The sequence below is a fragment of the Roseinatronobacter domitianus genome (genome assembly GCF_023336755.1).
Taxonomy (GTDB): Bacteria; Pseudomonadota; Alphaproteobacteria; order Rhodobacterales; family Rhodobacteraceae; genus Roseinatronobacter; species Roseinatronobacter domitianus.
The window spans coordinates 1-14,534 of record NZ_JALZWP010000006.1 but is presented as its reverse complement, the minus strand read 5'-3'; the positions used below and the strand labels follow the sequence as shown (position 1 = coordinate 14,534).

The 14,534-nt window shown below is 63.4% G+C and carries 13 protein-coding genes; 5 read left to right on the top strand and 8 right to left on the bottom strand.

Translation table 11 applies throughout. The features are described 5' to 3' along the window. Nucleotides 1-57: 57 nt before the first annotated feature. The 3 genes from M3N55_RS07470 to puuE all read right to left on the bottom strand — a co-directional run bounded on the left by M3N55_RS07470 (nt 58) and on the right by puuE (nt 3,511). Nucleotides 58-1,482, bottom strand: coding sequence for a uracil-xanthine permease family protein (locus tag M3N55_RS07470; RefSeq protein ID WP_249057903.1), 1,425 nt, complete (start codon nt 1,480-1,482; stop codon nt 58-60). Between the two features lie 72 nt (nt 1,483-1,554). After that, nucleotides 1,555-2,046 carry an ureidoglycolate lyase gene (locus M3N55_RS07465; protein WP_249057902.1) on the bottom strand — a complete coding sequence of 164 codons (492 nt, stop codon included), beginning with the start codon at nt 2,044-2,046 and terminating at the stop codon, nt 1,555-1,557. Nucleotides 2,047-2,095: 49 nt separating this feature from the next. Next, nucleotides 2,096-3,511 (bottom strand): allantoinase PuuE, encoded by a 1,416-nt coding sequence (gene puuE / locus M3N55_RS07460; protein ID WP_249057901.1) that lies wholly within the window; start codon nt 3,509-3,511, stop codon nt 2,096-2,098. A gap of 162 nt (nt 3,512-3,673) precedes the next feature. On the opposite strand from puuE, the gene uraH reads away from it, so the two are divergent. From uraH to M3N55_RS07445, 3 genes are all read left to right on the top strand, one after another. Then, entirely contained in the window at nt 3,674-4,030 is a 357-nt protein-coding gene (gene uraH / locus M3N55_RS07455) for a hydroxyisourate hydrolase (protein WP_249057900.1), read from the top strand. Between the two features lie 72 nt (nt 4,031-4,102). Continuing rightward, the gene (locus tag M3N55_RS07450; protein WP_249057899.1) at nt 4,103-5,275 is read left to right on the top strand and encodes a glycosyltransferase; all 1,173 of its coding nucleotides are present in this window, start codon (nt 4,103-4,105) and stop codon (nt 5,273-5,275) included. 49 nt (nt 5,276-5,324) lie between these two features. Beyond that, nucleotides 5,325-6,467, top strand: a complete 1,143-nt coding sequence (locus tag M3N55_RS07445; RefSeq protein ID WP_249057898.1) for an HPP family protein — start codon at nt 5,325-5,327, stop codon at nt 6,465-6,467. On the opposite strand, the gene M3N55_RS07440 is transcribed toward M3N55_RS07445, so the two are convergent. Next, nucleotides 6,464-7,372, bottom strand: a complete 909-nt coding sequence (locus M3N55_RS07440) for a LysR family transcriptional regulator (protein WP_249057897.1) — start codon at nt 7,370-7,372, stop codon at nt 6,464-6,466. The genes M3N55_RS07445 and M3N55_RS07440 overlap by 4 nt on opposite strands. Before the next feature lie 105 nt (nt 7,373-7,477). Here M3N55_RS07440 and M3N55_RS07435 point away from each other — a divergent pair, with 105 nt between their 5' ends. After that, on the top strand, nt 7,478-8,707 hold the full coding sequence (locus M3N55_RS07435; protein ID WP_249057896.1) for a urate hydroxylase PuuD: 1,230 nt from the start codon (nt 7,478-7,480) through the stop codon (nt 8,705-8,707). On the opposite strand, the gene M3N55_RS07430 is transcribed toward M3N55_RS07435, so the two are convergent. Then, nucleotides 8,665-9,573, bottom strand: coding sequence for a molybdopterin guanine dinucleotide synthesis (locus M3N55_RS07430; RefSeq protein WP_249057895.1), 909 nt, complete (start codon nt 9,571-9,573; stop codon nt 8,665-8,667). The two genes, M3N55_RS07435 and M3N55_RS07430, sit on opposite strands and share 43 nt — an antisense overlap. Nucleotides 9,574-9,663: 90 nt before the next feature. Here M3N55_RS07430 and M3N55_RS07425 point away from each other — a divergent pair, with 90 nt between their 5' ends. Next, entirely contained in the window at nt 9,664-10,275 is a 612-nt protein-coding gene (locus tag M3N55_RS07425; protein WP_249057894.1) for a LysE/ArgO family amino acid transporter, read from the top strand. 255 nt (nt 10,276-10,530) lie between these two features. Here M3N55_RS07425 and M3N55_RS07420 read toward each other — a convergent pair whose 3' ends face one another. From M3N55_RS07420 to M3N55_RS07410, 3 genes are all read right to left on the bottom strand, one after another. Beyond that, complete coding sequence (locus M3N55_RS07420; RefSeq protein ID WP_249057893.1) at nt 10,531-12,810, bottom strand: xanthine dehydrogenase family protein molybdopterin-binding subunit; 2,280 nt, start codon at nt 12,808-12,810, stop codon at nt 10,531-10,533. Between the two features lie 60 nt (nt 12,811-12,870). Beyond that, nucleotides 12,871-13,359 carry a hypothetical protein gene (locus M3N55_RS07415; RefSeq protein ID WP_249057892.1) on the bottom strand — a complete coding sequence of 163 codons (489 nt, stop codon included), beginning with the start codon at nt 13,357-13,359 and terminating at the stop codon, nt 12,871-12,873. 167 nt (nt 13,360-13,526) lie between these two features. Next, nucleotides 13,527-14,177, bottom strand: coding sequence for a hypothetical protein (locus tag M3N55_RS07410; RefSeq protein WP_249057891.1), 651 nt, complete (start codon nt 14,175-14,177; stop codon nt 13,527-13,529). Nucleotides 14,178-14,534: the final 357 nt, after the last annotated feature.

Sequence of the window (14,534 nt, the reverse complement as noted above, 5' to 3'; positions counted from 1 at the left end):
ACCGCTTGCGTCAAGGGGTCGCGCCAAATTTGATGAAGCGCGACCCGGCTGATTGGCCTAGCGGGTGCGGTCCGCCGGGTCCAGCCCCGCGCCTGCGCCATGCATCCCGCCGGACACTTCTTCGGTCGCCTCTCCGGCCAGTTCCTTTGGCAGGATAAGGTTCAAAAGAATGGCGATGAAGGCCGCAGGCAGGATGCCGGATGTCAGCAGCACGCGCGGCGTATCTGGCAGGTGTTGCAGCGCCGAGGGTTCAAGCTGCAAACCCAGCCCCAGCGACAGCGCGATGGCGAAAATCACCATGTTGCGGCGGTTCCAATGCACGTCTGACAGCATCGAAATGCCTGCGGCCACGACCATGCCGAACATCACGATCACACCGCCGCCCAGAACTTCGATGGGGACGGTCGAGATTATCGCGCCCACTTTTGGGAACAGCCCCGCCACGATCAGCAGCACAGCCCCAAAGGTCACGACATGGCGCGACATGACGCCGGTCATGGCGATCAGGCCGACGTTTTGGCTAAAGCTGGTATTGGGCAGCGCGCCGAACAGGCCAGACACAGCGGTGCCCAGACCATCGGCATAGGTCGCGCCAGAGATTTCACGGTCGGTCGCTTCGCGCCCGGCGCCGCCCTTGGCAATGCCCGACACATCGCCCACGGTTTCGACCGCAGACACAAACGCCATGGCGCAGAACCCGATAATCGCGGCGGCGGTGAATTCCAGCCCGAAATGCAGCGGGTTGGGCAGGGCGAAGACGGCAGCGCGTCCGACATTGCTAAAGCTGACCATCCCCAGTGCAAACGCCACCGCGTAACCCGCGAGCAAGCCCAGCAGCACGGCGGAAATGGCCAGCATCCCACGGGTGAAGAATTTCAGGCCCAAGGTGACGAAGATCACGACCAGCGCCACCGACCAGCTTTGCAGGTTGCCGAAAGACTCGGTGCCCATGGCCGGCACGCCACCGGCGGCATATTGCACGCCCACACGCACCAAGGCGAGGCCGATCATGGTCACGACAAGACCCGTCACCAGCGGCGGCAACGCGAAGCGGATGCGCCCGATCACGGTGCCGAGGGCTGCGTGAAACAGGCCGCCCACAAGAATGCCGCCCATGACGGCCGCCATCGCATCCACGCCTTTGCCCGCGACCAGCGGGATCATAATGGGAATGAAGGCGAATGACGTGCCCTGCACGATGGGCATACGCGCGCCGATGGGGCCGAAGGTGATGGTCTGCATCAAGGTCGCCACGCCTGCAAAGAACATAGACATTTGCAGCATGTAGATCAGGTTCGGGAAATCGGGCGAGTTCGAGCCAAAGCCGAAGCCGGCCGCACCAGCCACGATGATCGCGGGCGTGACGTTCGACACGAACATCGCCAGCACATGCTGCACGCCCAGCGGGATCGCTTTGTAAATGGGCGGCATATAATCCACGTCGCGCAATTGCGCGGCCGTGCCAAGGGAATTTTCTGTCATGGTCTGTCCTCCTCCAAAGACACGCGAGACCATCCCGCCAAGGCGGGTTTGTCGCGTCGGGTCGTGTTATGTTCAGGCGGTGTGCACCTCCCAGGGGGTGGTGAACCAGTGCTCCTCCAGGTTCGGGGTGGGGCCGATGCGGTCTATGACCGCGAACAGCCCCGGCGCGGCAAGGGGTGTCAGAACCCCGTGCCAGACGTTGCGGTGAAAGTTGATCGCCTGCGCGCCATTGGTCACGAAGGCGCGGGGCGTGCCGGGGGTGCCGTCATGGTCGGGCGCGACGATGACCAGGAACGGGTTTTGGTGCATTGGCACGAAGGCCTGAGAGCCATCGGGGTGCCGTTCGACCATGTCCAGCGCATAGGGCAGGGCGCGCGGTTGGGCATTGAAAATGGATATCCCCGCGCGGCCATCTGGTGCAAAATCGAGCGCCGCGCGGTCGTGGAACCGCCCGCAGAGCCCCTGATTGATAAGCTTGTCAGGCGTGCCGGTGGCGTCCAGCACATCGCCAAAAGGCGCGAAGGCTTGCGCCGTCAGGGGTTGAGTGAACAACACCTGCGTCATGCCCGGCCCTTGCCGTCGTGTCGTGAGTATTTTTGGCAAGATGAAGCTATCATGGCAGGAGTTCCGCCAGCCGCAGCGCGCCGATCCGTTCCACCTGCGCGCAGGCGGTGGCGCATTCGGTCGCGGTGTCATTGGCAATGCGGGTCTGGAACGCGGCCAGTATACTGTCTTTGGTGTTGTCGCGCACAGCGATGATGAAGGGAAAGCCGTGTTTGGCAACATAGTCGGTGTTCAGGCGCTGGAAGCTCGCGCGCTCTGCATCGGTCAGCGCATCGAGGCCCGCGCTCGATTGCTCGGCGGTGGATTCGGGGGTCAGGCGCTTGGCGCTGGCCAGCTTGCCCGCAAGGTCGGGATGGGCGCGCAAGACCTGCATGCGGGCCTCTGCGCTCCCGCTGCGAAAGGCACGCGCCATGGCATGGGCCAGCCCTGCCGCGCTGTCATGTGCGGGGCCAAGTTCCAGCGCATGGGCGGCTTCGGCCACCCATGGGGAGTGTTCATAGATGCCGCCGAACTTGGCCACGAACGTGGCGCGGTCCATTTGGTGGGGGCGCGCGACGCGTTTATGCGGATGATGCGCGGCCCAATGGTCGGCAATCTGGCCCCGCGTGGCGAACCACACGCCGTCATGCGCCATGGCATGATCCAGAAACCGCATCAGCCCCGCGATCTTGCCCGGACGCCCGACAAGGCGGCAATGCAGCCCGATGGACAGTATCTTGGGCGCACCTGCCTGCCCTTCGGCATAAAGCGTGTCGAAGGCGTCTGTCAGGTAATCTTCGAAATCGCGGCCCGTGACCCAGCCCGGCGCGGTCGCAAAGCGCATGTCATTGGCTTCCAGCGTGTAGGGCAGGATAAGTTGATCGCGGTCGCCAAACTCCATCCAATGCGGCAGGTCGTCATCATAAGTATCTGATATCCAGTCGAAACCGCCGGTTTCTGCCACCAAACGCACGGTGTTGGCCGAGCAGCGCCCGGTATACCAACCGCGCGGCGCTTCGCCTGTCACTTCCGCGTGCAGGCGGATGGCTTCGGCAATGGCGGCGCGCTCCTCATCCTCTGGCATATCGCGGTGTTCGACCCATTTCAGCCCATGGCTGGCAATCTCCCACCCCGCGCTTTGCATGGCGGAGAGCTGTTCGGGGCTGCGCGCCAGGGCGATCGCGACGCCGAAGATGGTCACGGGCAGATTGCGACCGGTGAGCAGGCGGTGCAACCGCCAGAACCCGGCGCGCGCGCCATAGTCGTAAATCGATTCCATGTTCCAATGGCGCTGGCCCGGCCAAGGGGCGGCGCCGGGAATGTCGGACAGGAACGCTTCTGACGCGGCATCGCCATGCAGGATGCAATTCTCGCCGCCTTCTTCGTAGTTCAGCACCAGTGAAATGGCGAGTTTTGCCCCGCCTGGCCAATTGGCCTTGGGCGGCGTTGCGCCATAGCCGGTCATGTTGCGTGGGTAGCGTTGCACATTGGCCTCCGGGTTCGGTCGTGATTATGTGTTAATACAGAATAATCATTTCTGCTTTCTGGAATTTCTTGAAAGACCTGCGCGCCGGGTGCAAGCCCTCGGGCTGGTATTTGCCGCGAGCTTGCGGCTAGATGCGTGCAAAGCACACAGCAGGAGAGCACCATGGCCGGATTTCTGACCACCCATGTTCTGGATACCGCCCGCGGGTTGCCAGCCGCCGGGTTGGAGATTGTGCTCTATCGGCTGGACGGTGCCGAGCGCGCGGAACTGGCGCGCATGACCACCAACGCGGATGGGCGCACCGACAGCCCGATCCTGCCACAGGGCCAGTTTGCCACGGGCCGGTATGAACTTGTTTTCGCCGCCGGGGATTATTTGCGCGCGACCGGGCAGGCAGGTGACGCCCCGCTGTTTTTGGACGAGGTTCCGATCCGCTTCGGGATCAGCGACCCCGAGAGCCATTACCATGTGCCGCTTTTGCTGTCGCCCTTCGGGTTTTCCACCTATCGCGGCAGTTGAGGCCACACGCGCCAAGACGCTTGACCCTTGTGACCGCCACGCGCATAGCTTGGGGGCAAGGCAGGAACGGGCATGGCAGATCGTCTCGTCATTTATTCGACGGCACCGGCGCAACAGCGTCAGGATGGGCTGTGGCTGGATGCAAAATTCGTGCAGGGCATGGAACGGCATGTGGCCGAATGGCCGGGGCCGGTATCGGTTGTGCTGCGCGATGCAGAGTTGCCCTTGCCTTTCGGGGTGCATTGCCCGCCCGGATCTTTGGGCTTTGACCTGGCGGTCATTCCGCGCGGTGCGCCCATCTTGCCGCATCTGGGGCGCGACGTGGCGCTTTTGGTGGCGGCGGCGGATGACCACGAGGCGCTCGATTTCCCGGCAGTGGTGCACGGATTGGGCGTAAAACTTGTCTATGTGCTGGAATACACGCTTGGCACCCGGTTGCGCATTCTGTGGATGGACCGCAAGCGAAACCCGCTGCGCCGCGCGCGCTCCGCGCTGTGGACGTTGAAACAAGAACATCGCCTGCGCGCGGCTTTGCGCGGGGCGGATGCGGTTCAGTTCAATGGCTACCCGGCCTATGAGGCCTATCGCGGGCTGGTGCGTGATGCGCATCTGTATCTGGACAACCGGTTAAGCGCGTCGATGATGGCCACAGAGGCAGAGATGACCGCCCGCGCGGACCGTCTGCGAAATGGCGCGCCCTTGCGGCTCATCCATTCCGGGCGGTTGGAGCCTATGAAGGGCGCGCAAGACCTGTTGCCGGTCATGGACATGCTGGCCGCGCGCGGCGTTGATGCCACGTTGGATATTTACGGCACCGGCAGTTCGGGCGCCGAGATTAGCGCCGGGCTTGACCGGTTCGAAGGCCGCGTCCGTCTGCATGACCCGGTTGATTTTGCGCGCAAGCTGGTGCCAGTTAATCGCACAGAGGCCGATGTGTTCCTGTCCTGTCACCGTCAATCGGACCCCTCCTGCACATATCTGGAGGCGATGGGCTGCGGGCTGGCCGTGGCCGGGTTCGATAACGCGATGTGGCGCGGTGTTCAAACCCGCAGCGGCGGTGGCGGGCTGGCCCCGCTTGGCAATGTTTCCGCGCTGGCCGATGTTGTCGCCGGATGGCACCATGACCGAGAGGCGTTGGTGACGGCCAGCGCCAAAGCCCGCGCCTTTGCCGTCGATCACGACTTCGACCGCGTGTTTTCGGCCCGGATGGCCCATTGGCGCAAGGTGGCGGAACTGGAGAACTGAGCGATGCGACAGCCACGCGGACACATTGGACGACTGAAGGCAAGCTGACATGTGGAGATCTCTTGGCCCCGCCATGGCGCGTGCCACCACAACCGAAGCCCTGCGCGCAAGCCTGGGTGCGCTTCTGGCGATTGGGCTGATCGCGCTTTTCCTGCTGTCGCCAGAGATCGACACGGAATTCGGGCTATATCTGGTTGCGCCATTCGGGGCCTCGGCGGTGATGCTTTTTGCCATTCCCAACAGCCCGCTGGCGCAACCGTGGTCGGTTATCATGGGCAACACGTTGGGGGCGCTCATCGGGGTGGCGCTGTGTTACATTGTGACGGATGCGACGTTGCGGGTTGCCTTGGCCGTGGCGGCGACGGTGTTCGCAATGGCGCTGGTGCGGGCTTTACACCCACCTGCGGGCGGGGTTGCGATGGCGGCGGCTTTGCACCCGGAAGAGATATTCCCGCTGGGCTTCTGGTTCGTGCTGACCCCGATCGGGCTGGGTGCAGTGTCGCTTGTCGTTATGGCCATGATCTATGCGCGCCTGACCGGGCGGATATATCCGTTCCGCCAATATGACGCATCCGACAGGCAACGCGGCGGGGTTCGCAGCGCAAGCGCGCGGCTTGGCCTGACGGAAGAGCAGTTGACGGCCCTGCTGGAACGTTACCGGCAATCCTCTAACCTTGGCGCGGCGGATCTTGCACGGCTGATCGGGGCGGCGCAGATGCAAGCGGCGGCGCAGTTTGCCGGCCCGCTGACCGCCCGCGATATCATGTCACCCGACCCGGTGACGGTTGCGCCTGACACGCCCTTGGGCAAGGTGGCCGACCTGTTTCAGCGGCATCGGTTCACCACGCTGCCCGTCGTCGAAGATGGCGGCAGCTATGCGGGTGTCATTCACCAGATCGACCTTATTGCGCGCGCTGCCCGTGACGCGCGTGTGCTCAAGGGCAGGTTTGGCGCGGCCATGTCGCGGTTGTTGGGGCAGGGGCTTGCACCGTCCGAAACGGCCCGCGACATCATGCGCGGCGGGGCAGATGGCCTTGCCCCCGACACTCCATTGGCCGCGCTATTGCCAATGATGGCGGATGGCGAGGTGCATGCCGTCCCGGTAATAGAGGCGGGCCGGGTCGTCGGCGTGGTGTCGCGCACCGACCTTGTCGCGGTGCTGGCGCGGCGCGCGGCTGTCGATGCCGGTTAACCGCCTGCGATGGCTGCGCGCATATGCGCGGCGATGAAATCGACGAACAACATGACCTTTGGGTCGCGCAACCGCCTGTGCGGCGTCAGCACCGCCAAGGTCACGGGCAAGGGCGGCGTATCGGTTGCGACCGGCACCAAAGCCCCATTGGCCAGATGGTCCGCAACCTCGAACAGCGGCTTGAGGATAATCCCGCGTCCGTCCAGGGCCCAGCCTGTCAGAACGTCCCCGTCATCCGATTCGAATGGCCCGGATATCTTGTAGCGCTTCGGCCCCTCTGGCGTTTGCAGCGCCCATTGAAATTCGGTCGCCCCCGGAAAGCGCAGGGTCAGGCAGTCATGCCCTTCGGCCACCAATGCGGCCCCGTCGCTTGGCAAACCCCGTCGCGCGATATAGGCGGGCGCGGCACATAAAACGCGCGGGCATTCCGCCAGAACGCGCATTTTCAGCCCCGAATCTTCCAGTGTTCCCAGATGAAAGGCCAGGTCCAGCCCTTCGGCTGTCACATCCACCTTGCGGTCGGACAGGCGCAGCCGCAGGTCGATCTGAGGGTGCGCATCTTTGAAGGCGGGCACATGCGGGGCGATCAAACGCCGCCCAAGGCCCAAAGGGGCGGCCACGAACAAGGTGCCGCGCGGTTGGGCGCTTGCATTGGTCAATGCCGCTTCCGCTTCTGCCACGGCATCCAGCACGCGCTGTGCGCCGTCATAGAACAATCGCCCGTTCGACGTGGGCTGCAGCGACCGCGTGGTGCGGTTGAACAGCCGTACGCCCAGATGCTTTTCCAGTTCGGCCACGCGCGACGACGCCACGGCAGGCGACGTGCGCTGGTCACGCGCCGCCGCCGACATGCTGCCCAATTCATAGACACGCACGAACATGCGCAGGTTGCTAAGGTAGGCCATGTTTATTTTCAGGCTGCATTTGAAAGTGATGGGTGTTTTATGGAATTAACAGAAAGCGCCGCGCCGGTATAGCCTGCGCGAAACACCAAAACGAAAGGGCCAATCATGTTCGAGCTTGCCGTCATCGGCGCATGGGCCGAGTTTGCCGTGCGCTGGCTGCATGTCATCACCGCGATCGCGTGGATCGGCTCCAGCTTTTATTTCATTGCGCTGGATCTGGGGTTGCGCAAATCCCCCAGCCTTGCCCCCGGTGCCCATGGCGAGGAATGGCAGGTCCATGGCGGTGGGTTTTACCACATCCAGAAATATCTGGTTGCCCCCGACAAGATGCCCGACCACCTGATCTGGCACAAATGGCAAAGCTACTGGACATGGATGTCGGGCTTCGTGCTGCTGGTGCTGGTCTATTACGTCGGCGCGGAATTCTACCTGATCGATCTGGAGAAGATGGATTTGCAGGTCTGGCAGGCGGTGGGCATTTCCGTGGCCTCGCTGGGTTTGGGCTGGGTCATTTATGACCGCCTGTGCAAATCGCGCTTTGGCGAGGACAACACCCGGCTGATGGTGTTCCTGTTCGTGCTGCTGGTCATCATGGCCTGGGGCTACACGCAGGTGTTCACGGGCCGCGCGGCACTGCTGCATCTGGGCGCGTTCACCGCCACGATCATGTCGGGCAACGTGTTCTTCATTATCATTCCGAACCAGAAGATCGTTGTCGCTGACCTGAAAGCAGGGCGCACACCAGACGCCAAATACGGCAAGATCGCCAAGCAACGCTCGACCCATAACAACTACCTGACGCTGCCGGTGCTGTTCCTGATGCTGTCCAATCACTACCCGCTGGCCTTTGCGTCGGACTATAACTGGCTGATCGCGGGGCTGGTGTTCCTGATGGGCGTGACCATTCGGCATTTCTTCAACTCGCTGCATATGGGGCAAGGGTATAAATGGTGGACATGGGCCGCGACTGCTGTGCTGTTCGTTGGGGTCGTGATTCTGTCGGTCTTGGGCCAGCCGAAGGCCGCGCAAGACGACCTTGCCAGCCTGACGCCCACCGCAGCCCGATTTGCCGCGGATGCGGGCTTCGAGGATGTCTATTGGACGGTGCAGGGCCATTGCTCCATGTGCCACGCCGAGGAGCCGCTCTGGCCCGGCCTGCATTGGGCGCCCAAGGCCGTCGTGTTGGAAACCGAGGCACAGGTCGCGCGCGCGGCACAGGCGATCTACCTGCAATCGGGCGTCAGCCACGCCATGCCGCCGGGCAGCACGTTGCTGATGGATGACTACGCCCGTCAGGAAATACGCGACTGGTTCGAGCGCGCGGCAGGGTCGTGACGAGCGGATAGAAACTCTGCCAAGGCCGCGCTGTGGCCCAGCCCAAAAATCCAGCCTTCTTCCGGCAATGCTTCGGGGGGCGGTGGGGCGAACAGCGCCTTTAGCCCGCCCGCCCGGTCCATTCTGTGCAACGCTTGCGCCAGAAGCGCGACTTGGGCAGCATCGCGCACGGTTTCGGGGTCCGCCGCGCGCACCGGTCCATCGACCAGCGCGGTGTAGGTTTCGACCAGCACAATGGGGGTGTCCGGCGGCTGGAACGGCCAAACCGCAACCGCGCCCAAGACTTGCGCGCGCAGCCGTGCCAATATTGGCAAGCCGACAAGGTTCTGCGCGCCGACCGCGCCCGCGCCCGCCAATTGCCAGCTTGATTTCGGGTAAAGCCCTTGTGCGCGGGCAACGGCTTCGGTCAGCCGAAACTCTGCCAGCCCTGCGGGCAGGGCCGGTTTGCGCCGGGACAGCCCCGGAACATCGGCCCGCGCGCCATTGCCCCAGAACGGCCCATCGCCCGCGAAATGTCCGTTGGCCATGGCCGCCACCTCGCGCAGGTTATGGCGGTTGGCCGCGTCATCGCGGATGTGGTGCGCCAGCCAGTCCCAGACCGCAAGCGCATCGGCCTGTCCGGTGATGACCGGGGCGAAGCCGCGCGGAAACCCGAAAGACAGATCACAGGCCAGAAGCAGCCGCGCCTTGCGCGCAAGCGTGTCTTGAAACATCTTCGCCAAATGCGCTTCGGCCAGCGCGCGCGTGGGCAGGTTATCGGCCCGGACGCCAGCCGACCCGGCCACCCCCAGCCAGATCGAATCGCGCCCCCGTTTCGGGGTGCTGGCAGAGGACCAGTCCAGAACCGCGATGCTGTCGAACGTCATAACTGCGCTTTCGTTTGCATGGGAATCCCGCTAACCAAAGCTGACGCGGAAAGGTTTGATGTCAATGCATTACACTTGGTCAGGGCGGCTATGATCGCGCCTTCTGTTTTCCTGACGGGGCTGGGTGTCGGGCTTGGACTGATCCTTGCCATCGGCGCGCAGAACGCGTTTGTCTTGCGTCAGGGCTTGCGCGGCGAGCATGTGCTGGCCGTGGTGCTGGCCTGTGCCGTGTCGGACGCGGTGCTGATCGTGCTGGGCGTGACCAGCTTTGCGCGGATCGCAACGGTTCTGCCATGGCTGGACCCGGTGATGCGCTTTGCGGGTGCGGCGTTCTTGGGCTGGTATGGCTGGCGCGCGGCGCGCAGCGCGTTTCGCTCGACAGAGGCGCTGGTCGTGGCCGGGCAAGCGCCGCCAGCGCCCTTGGGCCGGGTTCTGGCCACCTGTCTGGCCCTGACATGGCTGAACCCGCATGTGTATCTGGATACGGTGGTGCTGCTGGGCACCATCTCGACCCGCTTTCCGGGGGATGAATTCAGCTTCGGGGCCGGGGCGGTAACGGGGTCTTTCGTCTTCTTCTTCAGCCTCGGCTATGGCGCACGCCTGCTGCGGCCTTTGTTCGCGAGTGCCAAGGCATGGCGGGTGCTGGACGGGTTGATCGCGCTGGTGATGTGGGGGATCGCGGTGAAGCTGGTGATGGGGTGAGGGGGCAAGCCCTTGCGCGGAGTTTTCTTTCCCAGCGCGGAACGAGGGCGAAGCCCGCCGCGCCAGCGCCATCGCGGCCCGACGCGGTGGCGCTTTGGCTGACCTTGGCGAAACGATTTTCGGAGGAGGGGCTGGGCCGCCATAAAGTGTCTATATCAGCCGTGACAAGCGCCACCGCCCGCGATGTCACCGCCGCTCTTTTGTGTGATGCATGACCATAAGCGAAAGCTAACAATACGGCTCAGCATATCAGACTCAGGCCCCCGCCTCTTGCAACCACCCCCACACGCGCACCGGCGTCAGCGGCATGTCCACATGCCGCACCCCGCGCTCCCAAAGGGCATCCAAAGCAGCGTTGGACAGAGCGGCCAAGGCGCCCACGGTCCCCGCCTCGCCACAGCCTTTCATGCCCAGCGGGTTGTTCTTGGACGGCACCGGAACGCTTTCAAACCCGATCATTGGCAGGTCGGTTGCGCGCGGCAGGGCATAATCCATGAAGCTGCCCGACAGGATCTGGCCGTCCGCGTCCAGGGCAAGGTTTTCCATCACCGCTTGCCCAAAGCCCTGCGCGATGCCGCCATGCACCTGCCCCTCGGCCAGCATGGGGTGCATGAGGTTGCCAAAATCATCTACCGCCAGGTAGCGGTCCAGCCGCAGTGCGCCGGTTTCCGGGTCAATCTCGACCTCGCACAGATGCGCGCCGTTCGGGTAGCAGCGGTCGTCTAGCGTGATGCGGGCGTCATGGCGCAACAACGCCTCCTCGCCGGCTTGGCGGGCCAGTTCCGCCGCCTCTATAAGTGTAAAGCGCTGGTTGGTGCCGGAGGCGGCGAAAATGCCGCTCTCGAAGTCAAACGGCGCGCCAGTGTGCCGTGTCAGGAACTCGGCAAAACCCGCGACCATCTGGCGGGTCATCTGATAGGTCGCCGTCGATTGCACCGTAACCGAGCGCGAGCCCCCCGTGCCCCCGCCTTGAGCGATCCGGTCGCTGTCGCCTTGGACAATCTCGATGCGATCCTCGTCAATGCCGGTCAATTCGGCCAGGTAGCGTGCATAAACGGTTTCATGCCCTTGCCCGTTCGATTGCGTGCCGACAAACAGGCGCACGCCGCCATCATCCGTGAATTCGAGCGCCGCGTTTTCGGATGTGTCGCCCAGGATCGCCTCGACATAATAGGCCAGCCCCATGCCGCGCAGCAGGCCCTTTTCGGCGCTGGCGGCGCGGCGCGCGGCAAAGCCTGCCGCATCGCCCAGTTCTGCCGCACGCTGCAACAGGCGCGCGAAATCGCCCACGTCGATGGTTTCGCCCATCGGGGTTTTATAGGGAAAACTTCCCGGAGCGATCATGTTGCGCGCGCGCAGGTCGAACGGGGACACGCCCAATTCCCGCGCCGCCATGTCCAGCGTGCGTTCCAAGAGCGTGACCGCTTCGGGCCGCCCCGCGCCGCGATAGGCATCGACCGGTGTGGTGTTGGTATAGACGGCCTGCACATGCAGATCGGCCACGGGAATGTCATACACCCCCGTCAGCACCTTGGAAAACAGCACCGTCTGGATGTTCTGGCCGAATTGCGAATTATACGCCCCAAGGTTCGTGGTGGAGCGCACGCGGTAGCCGATGATCTTGTGGTCCGCGTCCAAGGCCAGTTCCGCCGTGCTGGTCAGGTCGCGCGCGCCATTGTCCGACGCGATGGATTCCCCGCGCTCGGCCACCCATAGAATGGGCGCGTCAATCGCGCGCGCCGCCGCCGCCAGCGCGTAATGCTCAGGGTAGACCATGACCTTCATGCCAAAGCCGCCGCCCACATCGGGGGTGGTGACATGCACGGCGTCCGGGTCCAGCGACAGGGCTTTCGCCAACTCGGTTTTCAGCCGCCACACGCCTTGGCCGTTGAAGGCCATGTGCAGCCTGCCGTTGTCCCACTCGGCCATCGCGGCGCGTGGCTCTATGCTCGCCGCGGTCACGCGGTTCTGGCGCACGTCCAGCGTGGTGATATGCGCGGCACGGGCGAAGGCATCGGCCACCGCGTCTGCATCCCCCAAACGCCAGTCGAGCGCGAGATTGCCGGGGGCTTCATGGTGAATTTCCGCCCCGCCGGGTGACAGGGCCAGCGACACGGGCAATTCGTCATAGTCGAGCGTGATCGCGTCCAGCGCATCCAGCGCCTGTTCGCGGGTTTCCGCGACGACGAGCGCGACGGGTTCCCCCACATGGCGCATCACATCATGGGCCAAGATCGGCCTATGCGGGGCCGCGCCCTTGCCGCCCCGCGTGTCAGGGAGTGTTATGGCGTAGACCGACGCGGTGACTCCCATGGCGATCAGGTCCGCGCCGGTCAGGATGGCGCGAATGCCGGGCAGGGCGCGGGCGTCTTCCACATCGATCGCGGTGATGCGCGCATGGGCCACGGGCGCGCGCAGGAACACGCCGTGCAGGGCATTCGCAGGGGCGATATCGGCAAGGTAGCGGCCTTGCCCGGTCAGAAACCGCATATCCTCGCGCCGCGTGCCGCCCTGAGATTTCCCGAATGCCTGCATGGTCATGCTCCTTCTTTGGAGCAAGAGGATAGGGGATGCAGTCAGGGGTGCAAGAGGCCCTTATGACATGGGCGGCGGTTCATCGACCGGGTTGCCGCTGCTGTCGGTCCATGTAACGGTCGTTTCACCGTTCTCATTGCGTGTGACCTTGTGGTAGGTTGACCCGTCAGACATGGTGTATTGCTCGGTGAACTCGGAGCCGCCGCTGCCGTTACATGTCACGGAACCGCCTGCCACTGCAAAGCACGAAGGCGCCCACGCATGTCCCCAAGCCATCCCGGCGCTGACGATCGTCGGGCCGGTATAGCAGTCGAACCCGGCCGGACCACCCGCAGACCCCAGGCACCCGAGCGAGGCGACTTCTGCGCCCGACAGCGAAGTCGAGATATCGCCGCTCAGGTCATTTGTGCCGGTGCGCACCGCTGCGGTCGTGGCTATCCCCAGCCCGACGGTCGCGGCGGTCAGAACCACCCAATCCACGGTCACGGCGCCCGACTCCGAGGTAATGAAATGTCTGACATGGTCGACACCGTTTTCCAAAATCGACACGGCGTTACCCCTTACGTTAAACTCAACTGCGGACAGGGTATCGGAACAAATTGGCAGGAATCGGGCCGTGTTGGGTCGCGGCCAAGGCATGTCGGGCCTGCCTTGGGCAAAGACGCGGCACGCCGCGCCCGCCCGAGGTGGGTGCGTGACGTTCGCTTACGGATGCGTCAGCTTTTCGGCAAGCGACCGATAACTGTCAGAAACGCCTGAACCAACGGGTGTTCCACGCCAAGGAAAAAGACCGCTGCGGTTGGCACACCGACAGTAGCGAGTGAAACTGTTGCGACGCCTGCGGCTTTTCCGGCACCCTGTTTGTAGTTGCTCAAGAACCCCTCTTTCTTCGCCAAAGCCTCTGCCGCTTCGCGTGCTATTGTTTCGTCGGCGAGTTGACGGGTAAGGCGGTCCACAAGCTGTTCCAGCTGCGAAATGCGCAGTTCCAGATGCGCGGTCTGTAACGGATCGTCTGGTGGCGTGGTTTCGGGCGCCAGTTCGCGCAACACATCCGCGAATTCCTGCATGGTCTGCAAGGGTTCGGGAAGTTTGTTGTCAAGATTGGCGGGAACGCCGCGCAGCGCGGTTTCGATCTGCGTTGCGAAACTCTGCGCGCTGATGCGCGTGACGGTGGCATTGCGGATCAGATGCTGGATTTGCGTTTGCGCGATCTTGATCTTCTGCTGCTCTGACGCACCCCCGCTCGGCTTGGGCGGTGAGCCATCCGGGGTGGCGGCGGGGGTATAGGGTTCCGGCCAAGGCGGTAGGCTGCGTATGTAGGCAAGGGTTTGGCGGGCACGGGTAGCATGGTCGCTTAATTTTGCCAAATCCGCTATTTTGGGGTCACTCTCGATGGCCGGTGTGTTGTTGAAAGTTAGGCCAGGTGGAAGCCCGCGTTCAAGCCCTGTAAGTTCAGAGATGGGTCGTAGATCAATAACTTGAGTCCCGTCGAGTGTCAGGCATTCTATGGAACGCAGTTTGCTGATCGGAGTGAGGTCATGGATCAGAGTATTCTTTAAACCCAAGTCTTCTAGGCTGGTTAACTCGGCCAGCCAAGGAGAGTGTCCGATCTTCTGTGTAACCGGGATCTGGTCCATGCTTCCTGAGAGGAGCAAGGACGATGACGATTTCCAAGGAACTGCTGGACGAACTTCTGAAGGGCTGCGAGCGCCCTGAAGATCTGC

What these genes read in the sequence shown, in the direction of transcription:
- M3N55_RS07470 (WP_249057903.1), bottom strand. Translation starts at nt 1,482, where the DNA reads ATGACAGAAAATTCCCTTGGCACGGCCGCGCAATTGCGCGACGTGGAT.
- M3N55_RS07435 (WP_249057896.1), top strand. Translation starts at nt 7,478, where the DNA reads ATGTTCGAGCTTGCCGTCATCGGCGCATGGGCCGAGTTTGCCGTGCGC.
- M3N55_RS07450 (WP_249057899.1), top strand. Translation starts at nt 4,103, where the DNA reads ATGGCAGATCGTCTCGTCATTTATTCGACGGCACCGGCGCAACAGCGT.
- M3N55_RS07425 (WP_249057894.1), top strand. Translation starts at nt 9,664, where the DNA reads ATGATCGCGCCTTCTGTTTTCCTGACGGGGCTGGGTGTCGGGCTTGGA.
- M3N55_RS07465 (WP_249057902.1), bottom strand. Translation starts at nt 2,046, where the DNA reads ATGACGCAGGTGTTGTTCACTCAACCCCTGACGGCGCAAGCCTTCGCG.
- M3N55_RS07420 (WP_249057893.1), bottom strand. Translation starts at nt 12,810, where the DNA reads ATGCAGGCATTCGGGAAATCTCAGGGCGGCACGCGGCGCGAGGATATG.
- M3N55_RS07440 (WP_249057897.1), bottom strand. Translation starts at nt 7,372, where the DNA reads ATGGCCTACCTTAGCAACCTGCGCATGTTCGTGCGTGTCTATGAATTG.
- M3N55_RS07430 (WP_249057895.1), bottom strand. Translation starts at nt 9,573, where the DNA reads ATGACGTTCGACAGCATCGCGGTTCTGGACTGGTCCTCTGCCAGCACC.
- uraH (WP_249057900.1), top strand. Translation starts at nt 3,674, where the DNA reads ATGGCCGGATTTCTGACCACCCATGTTCTGGATACCGCCCGCGGGTTG.
- M3N55_RS07445 (WP_249057898.1), top strand. Translation starts at nt 5,325, where the DNA reads ATGTGGAGATCTCTTGGCCCCGCCATGGCGCGTGCCACCACAACCGAA.